Genomic DNA, 15,744 nt, shown 5'->3' with positions numbered 1-15,744 from the left:
AAACAAGCAGCTTTCTCGTGAAAAAGGTTCAGAATCATGAAAAACAGCATGCTGTTTTATGGAGTTTTGATCCGAATACATTACCGCTTACCAGGACCCGTCGCAAACATGTAAAGTTTTTATAATATGTTCTTCTTATATGACCTAAGAAGAACCCTGAGGGAGCGAGAGTTTGGACGATGTAAAAGAAATGCTAGCGAAGAATATGTTTATTTCGGGGTTATTGGAGAAAAAAGGTAACTATAACTCCATAGCTGAGGTTGTAAAAAGGGCTAGAAGTTACTTTGATAGGCCTTTGAGGACTCTGCCAGCTTATGACCCGGAAAAAGATGGACCTCTTGTAGATTTTATAGTGCCTGACGAATTAAGAGAACTCGAAAGATACTGGCTTCAGGAGCCTTACACTTTTGTATCGATTATGGAAGACCGTAGATCAACATATTACAGGCTTATTGAACCTTCTCTTACAAAATTTGAGAAGGAGCTTCTTGAAAGAATATATGAAGATTTTCAAGATATCCTGATTCTTGGGTCTACGCATTCCAGATCCGAAAAGGATACATTTCTGGTAGATAGAGCCCTCTTTCTTCTTGAACGTTATAAAGCTGACATTTCTAAAGCCACACTCCTAAAAATTATATATTATCTTAGAAGAAACCTGCTGGGATACGAGAAAATCGATCCTCTCCTTTATGATCCTTATATAGAGGACATTTCATGTGATGGAGTGGGAGTCCCTCTCTATGTTTATCATAACAGATATCTCAATGTTGAATGTAATATTACTTTTGAAGAAGAGGAACTTGATGCTCTTGTAATCAAGATGTGCCAGTTGAACAATAAACACGTTTCTGTAAGCCAGCCAATCGTGGATGCAACAATTCAGGATGGTTCAAGACTTCAAGCTGTTTTAGGAAGAGAGATTACCCCCAGAGGCAGTTCTTTTACTATCCGTAAGTTCAGAAAAGATCCAATGACTCCTATAGACCTGCTTAGCTATAAGACGTGCGACCTTGACATGCTTGTGTATTTCTGGATGGTTATCGAAAACGGCTACAACATGCTTTTTGCAGGGGGGACAGCTTCAGGAAAAACGTCTATACTGAACGCTACATCTCTGTTCATGCCTTCTACAACGAAGATAGTTTCGATCGAAGATACAAGGGAACTTTTACTCTACCATAATAACTGGGTTTCCGGGGTTGCAAGAGAGGGGTTTGCTGCAGACTCTTCGGGAGAAATTACCATGTACGACCTCTTAAGAGCCGCTCTCAGACAGCGCCCAGATTATATTATTGTGGGTGAAGTAAGAGGCGGTGAAGCTCTTACTCTTTTCCAGGCGATGTCAACAGGACATGCAACAAGCTCAACAATGCACGCAGGAGATGTACAGACCGTTGTAAACAGGCTCACTCATGAGCCAATAAACGTGCCTCACGTCATGCTGCAGTCTCTGAATGTGCTCTGTATTCAGGAGCAAGTGTACATAGAAGAAAAAAGAGTTAGACGAACCCGAAGTCTTGTAGAAGTTATGAATGTCGATCCTGAAACAGGAGATCTGGGTATAAATGAGCTTTTCAACTGGGAACCTTTAGAGGACTGCTTCATTAATGTAGGGGATTCTCACATTCTACAGGAAATTATGACTGTAAGAGGATGGGATACCAGTCAGTTGAGAAACGAGATAGAGAATCGGAGAACAATTCTGGCTTATATGTACGAAAAAGGCATAAGGAACTATGTTCAGGTGTCCATTGTAGTTCAGGCATACCAGACTCATCCAAAAATGGTTATGGAAGCTATAGAAAACGATACACTAGAGAGTATGATACAGAATATGACTGCTTAAGAGCAAGCCTTTTAAAAAAAGGCTTGAGCGAAAAACTTTTTGAAAAAACTACTTGACCACAAGCCTTTTTAAAAAAAGGCTTGAGCGAAAACTCCAGTGACGACATAGTCGGCATGATCAACCGGCTCAACGGTTGCAGCTCAACGGTTGCTATACAGGAATATGGTTGCTTAAGAGGGGGGAATATGACTTATACTATTCTGGATGAACTAGCATACCAATTTTATGGGGACTTTTTCTATAAAAACAAAGATTATTTTCAGGACTTAAAGGTAAAAATACGTCATTCTCATATCTCTATGTCAGTAGACCAATATCTGGCTTCTACCTTCATGTACTCCGTAATTGTAGGAATTGCTGAAGGAGTCTTTGGCTTATGGCTGGGACTAAAAATCTTTGGGAATCCGGTTTCCCGACTTAGCCTTTTTGTAGACCCTGGACATGCCGACATTGCAGGTAAATATGTATATCCTCTTGCGCTTCTCGTTGGCCTTATACTGTTTCTTGTAAGTTTTTTTGTCGTATTTCTTGTAGCATATATCTATCCTTATTTCCAGGCAAATAACCGGCAAGCTTCTATCGATAAATCCATGCTTCCGGCAATAACTTACATGTATGCCCTGACAAAGGGAGGCATGTCAATTTATGACGTTTTCCGGTCTTTGAGCAGGTACAGCTATATATTTGGGGCAACTGCGGAAGAAATCTCCTATGTTGTAAGAGATATGGACTATCTGGGAAAGGATTTCATAACTTCCCTTAAAATTGCCAAGGAACGCACCCCTTCAGAAATTTTCAAAGACTTTGTTGATGGATTGATTATTGTTTCAAGCAGCGGAACCATAACCGAATATGTCAAAAATAAGTCCGAACAATATCAGGGTCTGGCCGAGATGGCGAATAGAAACCTGTTACAGAGACTTGATGTACTTGCCGAAATCTATGTAACAGCTCTTGTTGCAGGCCCTCTTTTCGTAATGGTAACCCTTGTTGTGCTACAGTTTTTCCTGCCGGCTTCAGCTCAGATCCTTTACATGCTTATTTATATAATACTACCTCTTGCAACCCTGCTTTATTTGGTACTTCTCGATACTGTAGGAGAACTCTCCATTGATCCTAAAAAAGGTGACGTTCGCAGTTTTACAATAAACCTTTCCGATATCCCAGAAATTGACTCAGAGCTTACTGAAGAGGTGGAGCAAAAAAGGAAAAAGACGTACATGCTATACAGGGGACTTTATAGGCTCAGAGACATGGTTCTTAACCCTTACAGAACTATCCGGAATGAGCCAAGATACACGTTTTTCTTCGGAGTTCCACTTGGATTGTACTATCTTACCCAACTTCCAAGAAACCTTAGAAACAGCCTCTTTTCTAGTTTTCATCACCTGAGTATAAGTTTTGACCATGTCTCTGACAGTGCTATAAAGCTAGTTACTGCTGTCGATGATTATTTTGTTATCTTTATTGTTGTTGCCCTTATTCCTTTTATAATTTTTTACGAAATAAAAGCGTGGAGGATGCGCAAAATTGATGAGAAAATGCCCGATTTTTTGAAAAGCCTTTCCAGCATGAATGAATCCGGGATTATGCTTGCAAATTCCTTAAAAATAATATCTGAATCCAAAATGGGAATTCTCAGTAAAGAACTTAAAAAATTAAAGGAAGATCTTTCCTGGGGCACTTCCACCTCTAAAGCCCTTATGAACCTTGAGAACAGCATCAAAACACCTTCTTCAAGCCGAATTCTCCACATTATCGTAAAAGCAAATGAGTCTACAAGTGACCTTAAAAATGTACTCTCGATTACTGCTAAACAGGCTAGAAATGACGAGGATATGAAAAAAGAGCGCTCATCAACAATGGTAGTTTATGTCATTACAATCTATGTAGCCTTTTTCGTTTTCCTGTTCATAGTTTATATCCTGGCTACTAACTTCTTCCCACAAACGTCTTCTTTCTCCACCTCTTCACAAGGAATAGGGGGAATAGGCGGATATTTTAATGTCGAAGAGTACAGTATGCTCATGTTCCACTCCGCCCTAGTACAGGCTTTCACTTCCGGGATTGTTGCCGGGAAAATGGGGCAGGGCTCAACATATCTGGGCCTGAAGTACAGTGTAAGCATGGTAATAATAACTTATGTGGCTTTCACCATGTTTGTTTGATCTGTATAGAGAACATGGGGGACTTATCCAAAAAACCCTCAATTATTTTCTTTAATTTAAAATCAACAGGATTGGGACTGGGTTGCATCCTGAAATGATTTTGCAGATTCAAAAACATTTGGAAGCTAAATATATAATACAACTACAGACGATGCAAAAGGTAAAACGTTGAGTACTTCCAATTCCATCTTGGTACTGTGTAATGATTCTATAAAATGAAACAAATTCGAAGTTGGAGTGAAAATAATAGGTCACCTGTACACGATATACAACTTCAATAAAAGAAATTAAAAAAGCGAAATGATTTTTGGATAAATTAACAGGAACCTATCATTATTTTGTCCAGAAAATTCGTAATCAGCAAGCTGAGGGTTAGAATTTCTCCGAAAGCTGTTTTTGGTTCAAAATCTGTTTCCTAGACCATCAAGTAACGAAATATAGTCACGAGGCTAAATAATGCAACTGCTCAAATGAGATGCAATGAAATTCTTGTTGCAACAATTACAGGCGTGACTATAGCTATTTATAAACTGAGCTGTTAATTCCAAAGTAATTCTGTTCCTTCAGAAAGCTGTCTATGTGTTCACATTTCATACTAACATATAATGTTGTAATGCCCCTAATATTGTAATGTCCCTGTCTTGACCTTACCGATTTTCATTGACTGTTTCATCAAAATGTTTCCGGCATAATATCTATTTCTTTCGATATCTCGTTGATATACTTTCGATATCCTACAAGTTCTGCAATCAGGTAATTTCTTGCTTCAGATAACTCACGAATAAATGCATTCCGACGAGAAAGCATTGTTGTAGCATCGGTTACTGACATTTGATCTATCTCTTCTTTGAAGTAATCTCGTGAAAGAGATTCTATGGCATCGCTAAGTTTACACAATGCATCTTCCATTAAAAAATCACATTCTTCTATTGAATTTGTAATATATTCTTCAGTATATTCGCTTGTATTCTGATTCTTTTCAAATGCTGTATATGAAGAGTGCATCACTGTACTTGCTGTTTCACCAATTGTCATTTATTACCATCCTATGGAAAGTTAGCCACAATATAGAAATGTATTACAATATATACAAAGTTTTCCATGGTTTCCATTCAAATGTAAGATGTCTATCAAGACAAAATATTGTAAAAACATGAAAGTGGTATATTAATTGGGCACAAGAGGAATTTATCTAATGAATTTGTGAACTTTCTTTAAAATATTAATATAGTATCATCTTGGCAACGTTGAGGATGAATGGAAAGGATATGAATAAATTTTTTCTACCACGAAAGACAAAAATATTAGCTTAAGTTTAAGAACTTAAAATTTGTTGCAGAATGTGAGTTTCAGAACACTAGTACGCAGGAATGTTTCAAAATAGTTATCATTTGCACTACCCGATATAACGTGTAGTAATTTTTTTGTCATTACTGTGATTAACCTGAATTTATGGAACTGAGTATTAAATGGGCTCTTTATTTTTAAAGTTGAATCTCAGTTGTATGAAATAAGCCACTGGAACTTTTCATAAACCAGATTATCAAAACAAACATTAGTAGACAAACATCAGTAGACAAACATCAGTAGACAAACATCAGTAGACAAACATCAGTAGACAAACATCAGTAGACAAACATCAGTAGACAAACATCAGTAGATAAAATATTAAAATTCTAGGTATATAAAAATCAAATATAAAATAGAATAACCAACACCATTGGATAAATTAGTCATTGGTAATCTATAACAAACAAAGTGAGTGGGGTAATGAAATGATTGGTATAGCAGCTGCTTTTGAAAAAGTGAAGATTCCGGACACTGAAGAAACTTTTTCAACTGGTTGGCTCCCTCCATTACCGGACTTGAGAGATTACACAGAAGGAACAATAGAAGATGCCAAAATTCCCAAAATGGCAGAAAAACTTGGTCTCCTGTCCTCCAAAAAGAAATCTAAAGCTCCTGAACTGCCCACATCGGTAGACCTTAGAAACTGGTGTTCACCGATTGAAAATCAGATGGATCTGGGTTCCTGTACTGCCCACGCAGGCATAGGAGTGATTGAATACTTCCAGAGGAGGGCTTTTGGAAAATACATTGATGGATCAAGGCTTTTTGTTTACAAGACGACAAGAAACCTAATGGGCGTTAAAGGAGATACCGGAGCCTGGCTCCGAGATACTATGGCAGCTCTTGTTCTTTGCGGGGTTCCTCCTGAAAAATATCACCCTTATACTGACAGAAAAATCCCAGGACCGGCAGGGGAACCAACCTTTGATGAAGAACCCTCGAATTTTGTATATTCGCTTGCCGATAATTTTGAAGCCCTTAAATATTTCTGCCACGATCCTCAGGGTATGAACATCCTGCCTGCAGATGTTCTTATTAGTGTGAAAAAGTACCTTGCAGCAGGAATACCTTCAATGTTCGGTTTCTTTGGGTTTCCCTCTTTCAACGATACAGATATAAAAGGCGGAATTCCCTTCCCAAGTCCCAAAGAACAGGCAATATGGGGCCATGCAGTCGTTGCTGTCGGATATGACGATAACATGAAAATCAAAAACACCCTTAGCAACAATGAAACCACAGGTGCCCTTCTGATTCGCAACTCCTGGGGTACAGGCTGGGGAGAGCAGGGATATGGCTGGCTTCCCTATGAATATGTCCTGAGTAAGTTCGCAGTGGATTTCTGGTCTCTTATCTCAATGAACTGGATTGACACGGGTAATTTCGGACTTAAACTCTGACGGCTCCACAACCCTTGAGGTACGGCTATTGGGATTTAAAAATCAATAATTGAGGCTGGCTCCGATATTCAGCAATTCTATGCCAGTTAAGTAGTTAACATCCAGAAAACAAGATTTCGTCCTCGGCAATTCCGGCGCGCAACTGGTATCTAATGCACTGAATTATATAACAGAGACCATAAGTTTATTTTTATATTACGTTTATATAAATAATCGCATATGCCAGAAGAAAGCAAAATTGCCTGTACTTTCAAGGAACTTAAATGGAGTGATCTCCAGGACTGGGCTGGAGGAAAAGCCACTGCAAAGGGGATTAAGTATCAAGAAGAGGGGCGAGTGAGAGAAATCAAGTATACTTCCGCAGGCAGCCTGGTCGCGCGAGTAGAGGGGACAATAGAGTATTTCACCGAGGTTTCCCTGGAAAACGGAAAATTGAGTTCTATCTGTACCTGTCCTGTCGGGCATGATTGCAAACACGGAGTTGCAGCCGTACTTGAATATCTCGACCTTATTGAGCAGGGAGAAGATGTGCCGGTTGTTACTGAGGAAGACATCCTTATTAAAAGATCTAGAAGAGGATTTGCAGGAGCCGGAGCTTCTGAAACCTATGAGGCCGGGGCATCTTCGCAGATTTTCCGCGAATATCTGGAAAAGCTGGAAAAACCGGAATTAATCGAGATACTGGCAACGTTTGCAAAAAAAGATAACATGCTTGGCAGATATCTGAAGGACCGCCAGAACCTTGCATCTGAAAATCCGGAAGGAGTTATTGGGAGTATCTATTCCGAGATGGACGAGCTATGGAGAGAATTAAAGAGTTCTGATTTCTGGACTTACGAAGGCGAAGAAATGCCTGATTTTTCAGAGGTACAGGTTCGGCTGGAAAGCCTCCTTGATTCAGGGCATCCTGACGAGCTGCTTGATATTGGAAAAGAGCTCATGGATAGATATGAAGAAATTGAGGAATATGATGAAGGAGATATAGGAACACAAATCTCCGGCTGTATGGATGTGGTGTTCAGGGCTTTATCCCAATCCTCTCTTCCTGCACATGAGAAAATGCTTTACGCCCTTGAGCTTGAGCTAAAAGACGATTACAGCATTCTTAATGAACCTGCTCTCTGCCATACTCAGAAAGAATGGATGCTATTTGCAGAAGCCCTGAAAATCCGGTTGCAGAAAGCTGAAAAAGAAAAAGAAATAGATATCCTGTACGAGTCATCCTGGGAAAGAGATTATGTTGTTGACAGGCTTATCGATGCCCTGAGAAAAGCTGGGCATTCGGAAGAGATTATCCCAATCTCCGAGCTCGAAGCCGAAAGGACAGGCAATTATACAAGGCTTATTAGAGAACTGCTTGATTCCGGGCAAAAAAAGAAAGCTGAAGAATGGATTTATAGGGGAATCAAGAAACTGAGAGAATATGATCCTGGCACCGCCTATGAGCTCTTGCAAACTCTTATTGAAATTAACGAAATAGAGGAAAACTGGCCTTTCGTGGCTGCCCTTGAAGCGGAAAATTTTTTCAGATTTCCACAACTGTCCAACTATATCAGGATGCAGAAAGCCGCTAAAAAGATTGGGAAATGGAAGGAAATCCGAGAGGCTGCCCTCCAGTATGTGAGAAACGGAAAATTGCCAGTCAACCAGCCCGAAATTGCAGAAGAGCTTTCAATTCTTCCCGGCATTCTTCCGAAAACAGGGCTGCTGGAAGCAAGCTCGTTAGAAAAAATTAAACCTCCTGTCTTTGATTTGTTAATACAGATAGCTATTCAAGAAAATGATGCTGACGAGGTAGTTCACTGGTATGAAGAGCTTAAAAAAAGCAAAGGTGAAGCCGAGAAATCCAGACGATCCATTTTAGAAGAAGAAATTGCGAACGCCGTAAAGGACAAATATCCTGAGGTTTCGATTGAAATCTGGAAAAACATTGCAGAAGACCTGATCTCCAAAACAAAAGTAAGCTCATATGAAGTAGCATCAATATACCTCCGGAAAATAAAGGAGACTCTGGAACCTATTGGAAAGAAAGAAGAGTGGGAAGCTTATCTCAGGCAGGTTCGGGAAGCAAACAGGTTCAAGAAAAAGTTGCTTGAAATTCTGGATCGATTGGGAAAAACACAAATCATTAGCAAGTGAAAAAAAGAACAAAAAGAAACTTTGCTGGTAAAATGGGTTGGAGTATTATACTTTAGATTTATATATTTAAAACGACATGTTTATAAAGAGGTTCAGGTTAACCTGGACTTTAAACTAATCTAAATTTCAGACTAATCTAAATTTAACTTATCTGGACTTCAGACTAATTTAGATTCTAAATTCCGGATATGCCTTAAAAAATACTGATCCAAAATACTAATCTGAATATTAATGTAAGAAAAGTATAGAAATAGTTGGAAAAAATAAAGGAGCCATAAGATGCCAGCAAAAGTCAAAAAAGAAGAGTGTACAGGCTGCGGAACCTGCGTGGACGAGTGTCCGGTAGAAGCAATCGTTATTGATGAAGAAGAAGGTTGCGCAGTTGTAGATGAAGATGAATGTGTAGAATGTGGAGCCTGTGAAGAAGCCTGCCCCAATGAAGCCATAACGATCGAATAACCTGAATGAATCGGAATTCTATGTTTTAAATAAGTTCTGTGAACAAAATCCAAGTATTCGGAAAAATGGGTACAAGGTTGGTCAAGTAAAGAAGAGTCGATCAACGCTTGAAAGCTTCTGCCCATCCCGATTTTCTACTTTTTAAAGATCGCCGGTTTGCTCCGCTTGACGAAAGGAGGATTTTCGTTTCATATCCCATTGCCCTCAAAATCGGTTCATACTCTCCGGATTTTTTGCCGTTAAAAAGAACCAGCTTCAGGTTCGGAGCCATGTCTTTCAGTATTGAAAATTGGTTTATTTCTTCGTCCTTTATCTTTGTATCCTCGTTTCCCTCCCTTTTTCCGGCTTTGAAAACATCCCAGAGCCCGATTTTATTGCGTTTCAGGGCCTCAAGCCGATTTTGATAATTTATACTCTGAAGGTCTTCTCCGATAATACTGCCAAGCAGCCTCCAGAAATCATTGCCTGGATGCCCATAGTATTGATGCTTCCTGATAGAAACGTCTCCTGGAAGAGACCCGAGAATCAGGATTTCAGTATTTTCGTCAATGACTGGTGGGAAACCTTGTTTTTTCATTGTTTAAACAAGTTGGAACTTAGGATTATTTCAAGCTTTGGGAACGGAAAAAAACTAAATTAGCTAAGAACTAAACTGATTAAGAAACTACATTAGTTGGAAAGCCTATCCCGAAACTCAGAATTTGATTTGTTGAATCTCGTATTTGGAACAATCAATTGAATACCTAATCACTAAAGTAATCCCGAAAACTCATGATGATTTAGAATAAAATAGGTTTTGGGATAGGCTCGGAAACTAAACTGATTAAAAAACTACATTAATTGGAAACTAAACTGATTAAGAAACTATATTAGTTGGAAACTAAACTGTTTGAAAATTAAATTAATTAAAAAATTAAATTTGAGTTATTTGTTCGGACAGATCTTTGTAATAGTTAAAAAGTTCCTGCCCCCAGACAAAGGCGCTTTTCTCAAAACTTACCATCTCATGGTTATAGTACCTTCCTTCTTTAGAGATCATGGATAGTGATGTAAAGCGATCGGTAACAATGCTGGAAGCAAGCTCAATTTTATGGTCGCAGACAAAAAGACGTGTGTTTTTTAGATTCAAAAACTCCTCTACAGCTGCACTGTAATCGGAAACTAGTTTTTCATATATTTGCCTTTCCAGAATAAGCGAGACCTCGATGTCTCTTTTTGCAAGGTCTAGATATAGACTTGGATATCCAGGGCGAAAAATTGAAGAAATTTCCATAACTGTCCTGGATTTGTAAAGAGGATCCATAATTTCAGGAGGGTAATCAAAAATATGGGTTTTCTCAGGTAAAAGCTCTTTACAGCTACCAAGTTCTCCAATTCGGTCCAGCAAGTGAGGAGGGAGAGTCCGCAAATTTTGTCTTGCCCAGTATTCATGGTTTTCGTCGAAAACCTGAAAAGTGGAGAGAAGAGGTTCCATTTTTGGAACAATAAGCTTTCCTTTTACAGAGAGACAATAAATATCTCCTTTTTGCACCAGCAACCCTTCTTTGAGCAGGATTCGGATCTGGGCCATTATAGGACTGGAACTGACTTTAAGCCCTTTTTTAATTTCTTCAATTGTCTTTGGCCCTTCCTTCAGGAGTAAAAGTAAATTTTTCCTCTTGTCCGAAAAAAAAATTGTGTCTATTAACTGAAGTTCTGTACTCATTCAATTTAACCTTCATAAAGGGGTTCTAAAGAGATTCTGAATTTGGCTGGAGATTCGACTCTGATGATTTACATCTGAACAAACTACCTTGCCAACCACTTACAAATTGCCTTATAAATGTCCTTGCCAACTGGCTTACATACTGTTTTTCAAATTGCCTATAAGTGGTCTTGCAAACCAGTTGCCTTGTCTATCAGTGTAGGCTGAACATCATGGATTCCGAAAAAACTTCGCTTTCGGTTGTACCGATAAAATTATCGATACATTGCTCGTTCTCAATCTGCCAGGCTCTTGATTTATAGAACTCAATAAGCTCTTTTGCCCAGTTTATGGCCTCTGGTTCGGAACAGGACATGTACTCGTAATAAAATCTCCCATTGCCATCAAAGAGAGAAATTATCATCCCACGGTCTGAGACCATAAGTTCAGCTAGCTTGACTCCGTCATTACAGACAAAAAGCTCGGTGTTTTGCAGCGTAGCAAGTTTTCTTATCTTCTTTTCATAATTCTGCATAATTTTTTCGAGTACTGACTCAGTGAAAATAAGGGTAACATCTGACTCCAGCCTTCCAAGCCTTGTGTAAAGGGGAAGGAACTCAGGCCTGTAGAAGGACGAAAATACCATCAGATAACGTGATGAGGAAAAGAAACTTAAAAGTTCCGTACTCGGCTCAAAAATCTGGCTCGGATCGGGGTCAACCAGCTTGCAGTCCTTTAAGTCTCCTATTCTGTCGAGGAGATACTTGGGAATTCCACTGAGGTCATGTTCGATCCAGTAATTGTCTTGTTCGAGTAAAGTAAGGACATTGATAAGGGACTGGGCTTTTTTAAAGACCTGATCTCCCATATCTGTTAATTCATAGCTGCCATTTTTTTGAATAACAAGGTTACTGTCTGTAAGCCTTTTGATCTGGGGTAAGATAGCCGTGGGAGAAACATCAAGAAGGGTCTTAATTTCTTCCATTGTTCTTGGTTTCTCTCCCAAGAGTAAAAGGAGGTCTCTTCTTTTCTGGGAACGAAATACTACATCTATTAACTCATGTTGCATTCAAACCACTTCTATCGAGTTTTGTGTTAATATAAAATCTCTGTATCATGTGACACTAAAGTCCCCGCACAAAGACAGATGTAACTTCAAGTTCCAGTCTGACTTTATACGACCTGAATAGGAAGAAGCGTTTGTGCCATATATTGAGATTCGATATATCCATTTATATAAAAGAATTTGGATTAATAATTTTAAACGCGAAAGCATCTTATTAATATAATTTGCAGAATATTGAAATAATTTTAGGTTTCGCCAAAAACGATAGCATTAGACCCACTTATACGTTATTAGTACCTTAAATGACAGAATAATTAAGTTGTATAAAACTGAAAGAGTAGAGTATGATCATTGAAATTTTTGATGGGATTTATCTGAATAATCGCATTGTTTAAACTATTTTAATATGAATTTCATCACGCATCTAAAAACTCATAAATCTAAAAAAAGTCCAGATGTTTTGCAAATTTACTTCAAAAATTTAAGGGCAATATGTCCTGAATAACGAGTGCATAAAATTTCAAGTCAAAATGCTTTGTAATCGATTCAAAATTTCAGACCTCTTATTGACCTGTAAAAACCAGAAAAAAATTTCCGTCGGTTATGGTATATGTGATAATTTCCCCTAATAATACTGTAAAAACGTGTCAGCATTAGCAGACATGCAAATTAATCAAAAAGGAAAGGTTCCGGTGAGAAGAAGAAAATTCTTTCGCTGGTAGACCCTGAACAAAATCTAGAATCCTGTAGAACGTATGAATTGTAGATTTAAAATTCTGTAGAACTTATAAATTATATTCAGGGCTGAATATCCTCAAGAAGGACTTCATGGAGGTAAAGCCGGAACCTCACGACACCGAACATGTCCGGGACTGCAGACCCGGTAACGGTAGCGACCTTTTTGCTAAAAACCAAAACGGAGGTTTAAAAATATGTTGGACTTTACAGAGGCAAGTCTGAAAAAGGTTTTAACCAGATACAACGTGGCTCTGGAAAAGGCATTGACGCCTGAAGAAGCCGCAGAAGAACTCTATCCTAAAGACGAACTTATCTACCCGATCGCAAAGGCCATCTTCGAAGGAGAAGAAGATGACGTTGTCGAGGGTCTCCAGGCCGCAATCGAAGCTGGTAAGGACCCAATTGATCTTATTGATGACGCTCTCATGGTCGGTATGGGCGTTGTCATAAGACTTTATGACGAAGGTGTAATTTTCCTCCCTAACGTCATGATGTCTGCTGATGCCATGCTTGAAGGTATCGAATATTGTAAGGAAAACTCTGGTGCTACTCCTAAAACCAAAGGAACCGTTGTCTGCCACGTCGCAGAAGGTGACGTTCACGACATTGGAAAGAACATCGTTACCGCTCTTCTCAGGGCAAATGGCTACAATGTAGTTGACCTTGGAAGGGACGTACCTGCAGAAGAAGTTCTCGCCGCAGTTCAAAAAGAGAAGCCAATTATGCTCACAGGTACTGCCCTCATGACAACTACCATGTATGCATTCAAGGAAGTTAATGACATGCTCCTTGAAAATGGAATCAAGATTCCATTCGCATGCGGTGGCGGCGCAGTTAATCAGGACTTCGTATCCCAGTTTGCACTTGGTGTATATGGAGAAGAAGCCGCTGACGCCCCCAAGATTGCTGATGCAATCATTGCAGGTACTACAGATGTCACAGAACTAAGAGAGAAATTCCACAAGCACTGAGGTGAGAAAAATGGCAGCAAAAAGATACACTTCAATGGCATACGCAAACGCAGACGAAATGACTTTCGGCGTATCCAAGTACCCTGTAAAGGCAGGTCTTGACCTCGAGATCGGTGCAGGTTACACTATTCCTGAAATTAATTATGCTCCTAGACCTGAAGCTGGTGCATCCAAGGAAAAGCTCATAAAAGAATACGAGAGGATCACCACTGACGTTATGGAGAGAATGGTGCAGGTTGGTTTCCCAGCAATTATCCTTGAAACCGAACACGTTCAGCAGATGTCCAATAACCCTTCATGGGGAGCAGAAGTTGCACATGCCCAGAAAACCATTATGGAGAAATACCACGATGAATATGGCATAAAGTGCGCACTCCGCCACACCATTGGTGATATCCGTGAGAACAGAGAATTCCTGCAGCTCAGAGGCGACAAATACTCTGTCTTCCTTGAGGCATTCGAACAGTGTGCCGAGAATGGTGCAGACCTGCTTTCTGTAGAGAGTATGGGTGGTAAGGAAGTTTTTGACTATGCAGTTCTCAGGAACGATATCCCAGGTTTACTCTACTCAATTGGCTGTCTCGGTTCCATTGATATGGAATTGATCTGGACTGACATCTCCAAGATTGCAAAGAAGACCGGCACTATTTCTGCAGGTGATACAGACTGTGCTCAGGCAAACACCGCAATGTTCATTGGTGGTGGACTGCTCAACAAAAACCTGGCCCATACCATCGCAGTTATCGCAAGGGCAATCTCTGCTCCAAGATCCCTCGTTGCATACGAAGCAGGTGCAGTAGGACCCGGAAAAGACTGCGGATATGAAAATATTATTGTCAAAGCCATCACAGGTATGCCGATGACCATGGAAGGTAAGACTTCAACCTGTGCTCACTCTGACGTAATGGGTAACCTGGTCATGCAGTGCTGTGACTGCTGGTCTAACGAGTCCGTAGAATACCACGGTGAATTCGGCGGTACAACTGTTCAGTGCTGGTCCGAAACCCTCGCATACGACTGCGCTCTCATGAACACTGCTCTTGAAACCAAGAACGACAAAGTTCTCAGGGATCTTATGATGCTCTCCGACAGATACAGAGACCCACAGGCCTATATGCTTGCATACGACAATGCATACAGAGTAGGTCAGTCGATTGTTAAGGACGGAGACAATATCTACCTCAGAGCAAAGAACGCTGCAATCGAATGCTGCAACATTATTGAAGAAGGTGCAGCCGGCAAACTCGAGCTCTCCAGGTTCGAAACCAAAGCCCTCGCAGACGCAAAGGCAGCTCTCGAAGCTCTTCCAGACGACATGGACAAGTTCATGGACGACTGCCTTACAAAATACAAGAGTGAAGTTAAGGTCTTCAAGCCGGAGAACTACGGCTTCTAAGCCGAACCCTCCGGTTCTCTTTTTTCTTTTTTACCTTGAATTGAGTCCACAAAATTCATAAAGTTTCTAATTATCTTGGTTTTGCATGTTTTTGCCATTTATCCCATTTTCTATGTTTCTGCGTAATTCAATTTTGCATATAAGCGCTCCCTTTTATTCATAAAATTTATAATCACAAGCGCCTCCTCGCTTGACCACGTCTGCAAGAAATTTTCGGTCAAGTTTTTTGAGAAGGTTTGTGCCACAACCGTTGAGACAGTTGATCACGCCGATTATGTCGTTATTGGGTTTTTCGCTCAATCCCTTTTTAAAAGGCTTGAGATCAAGCAGTTTTTTCAAAATACTTGCTGAAATCGGGCGAGATGTTGCCCCAGCATATAACCGATCAAAAAAGAAAATAACATATATAGTAAATAGGAAAAAATAAAATAACGAAGGTCTAAATATCGTGCAATTAAATGTGAGGAATAATATATATTTTCAGAATATAAGAATATACCTAATTTAACAATTATATAGAAAAAAAG

The 15,744-nt window shown here is 39.7% G+C and carries 12 protein-coding genes; 7 read left to right on the top strand and 5 right to left on the bottom strand.

The genetic code is table 11. The features are described 5' to 3' along the window. The first annotated feature begins 172 nt into the window (after window positions 1-172). Window positions 173-1,849, top strand: a complete 1,677-nt coding sequence (locus MSBRW_RS01415) for a type II/IV secretion system ATPase subunit (protein ID WP_011305759.1) — start codon at window positions 173-175, stop codon at window positions 1,847-1,849. Between the two features lie 80 nt (window positions 1,850-1,929). Continuing rightward, the gene (locus MSBRW_RS01410) at window positions 1,930-4,017 is read left to right on the top strand and encodes a type II secretion system F family protein (protein ID WP_230669917.1); all 2,088 of its coding nucleotides are present in this window, start codon (window positions 1,930-1,932) and stop codon (window positions 4,015-4,017) included. Window positions 4,018-4,689: 672 nt separating this feature from the next. On the opposite strand, the gene MSBRW_RS01405 is transcribed toward MSBRW_RS01410, so the two are convergent. Continuing rightward, window positions 4,690-5,052 carry a hypothetical protein gene (locus tag MSBRW_RS01405; protein ID WP_011305761.1) on the bottom strand — a complete coding sequence of 121 codons (363 nt, stop codon included), beginning with the start codon at window positions 5,050-5,052 and terminating at the stop codon, window positions 4,690-4,692. 740 nt (window positions 5,053-5,792) lie between these two features. On the opposite strand from MSBRW_RS01405, the gene MSBRW_RS01400 reads away from it, so the two are divergent. From MSBRW_RS01400 to MSBRW_RS01390, 3 genes are all read left to right on the top strand, one after another. Further along, a complete protein-coding gene (locus MSBRW_RS01400) occupies window positions 5,793-6,764 on the top strand; it encodes a C1 family peptidase (RefSeq protein ID WP_011305762.1) in 972 nt (323 codons plus the stop codon). Between the two features lie 219 nt (window positions 6,765-6,983). Then, window positions 6,984-8,903, top strand: coding sequence for an SWIM zinc finger family protein (locus MSBRW_RS01395; protein WP_011305763.1), 1,920 nt, complete (start codon window positions 6,984-6,986; stop codon window positions 8,901-8,903). Window positions 8,904-9,182: 279 nt separating this feature from the next. Next, a complete protein-coding gene (locus tag MSBRW_RS01390) occupies window positions 9,183-9,362 on the top strand; it encodes an indolepyruvate ferredoxin oxidoreductase subunit alpha (protein ID WP_011305764.1) in 180 nt (59 codons plus the stop codon). A 100-nt stretch (window positions 9,363-9,462) separates the two neighbouring features. Here the strand turns inward: MSBRW_RS01390 and MSBRW_RS01385 are convergent, their stop codons facing one another. The 3 genes from MSBRW_RS01385 to MSBRW_RS01375 form a co-directional block, all read right to left on the bottom strand. After that, window positions 9,463-9,939, bottom strand: a complete 477-nt coding sequence (locus MSBRW_RS01385; RefSeq protein ID WP_011305765.1) for a DNA-deoxyinosine glycosylase — start codon at window positions 9,937-9,939, stop codon at window positions 9,463-9,465. A 336-nt stretch (window positions 9,940-10,275) separates the two neighbouring features. Then, on the bottom strand, window positions 10,276-11,067 hold the full coding sequence (locus MSBRW_RS01380; RefSeq protein ID WP_011305766.1) for a helix-turn-helix transcriptional regulator: 792 nt from the start codon (window positions 11,065-11,067) through the stop codon (window positions 10,276-10,278). A gap of 193 nt (window positions 11,068-11,260) precedes the next feature. Next, on the bottom strand, window positions 11,261-12,115 hold the full coding sequence (locus MSBRW_RS01375; RefSeq protein WP_011305767.1) for a helix-turn-helix transcriptional regulator: 855 nt from the start codon (window positions 12,113-12,115) through the stop codon (window positions 11,261-11,263). 929 nt (window positions 12,116-13,044) lie between these two features. On the opposite strand from MSBRW_RS01375, the gene mtaC reads away from it, so the two are divergent. Both mtaC and mtaB read left to right on the top strand, forming a co-directional pair. Continuing rightward, the gene (mtaC, locus tag MSBRW_RS01370; RefSeq protein WP_011305768.1) at window positions 13,045-13,821 is read left to right on the top strand and encodes a methanol--corrinoid protein MtaC; all 777 of its coding nucleotides are present in this window, start codon (window positions 13,045-13,047) and stop codon (window positions 13,819-13,821) included. Window positions 13,822-13,831: 10 nt separating this feature from the next. After that, entirely contained in the window at window positions 13,832-15,217 is a 1,386-nt protein-coding gene (gene mtaB, locus MSBRW_RS01365) for a methanol--corrinoid protein co-methyltransferase MtaB (RefSeq protein ID WP_011305769.1), read from the top strand. A 153-nt stretch (window positions 15,218-15,370) separates the two neighbouring features. Here the strand turns inward: mtaB and MSBRW_RS01360 are convergent, their stop codons facing one another. Then, window positions 15,371-15,556 carry a hypothetical protein gene (locus MSBRW_RS01360; protein WP_048102580.1) on the bottom strand — a complete coding sequence of 62 codons (186 nt, stop codon included), beginning with the start codon at window positions 15,554-15,556 and terminating at the stop codon, window positions 15,371-15,373. Between the last annotated feature and the right edge of the window lie 188 nt (window positions 15,557-15,744).

The sequence above is a fragment of the Methanosarcina barkeri str. Wiesmoor genome (genome assembly GCF_000969985.1).
GTDB lineage: Archaea > Halobacteriota > Methanosarcinia > Methanosarcinales > Methanosarcinaceae > Methanosarcina > Methanosarcina barkeri_B.
The sequence above is the reverse complement of the archived record's forward strand: the minus strand, read 5'-3'. Positions and strand labels throughout refer to the sequence as shown.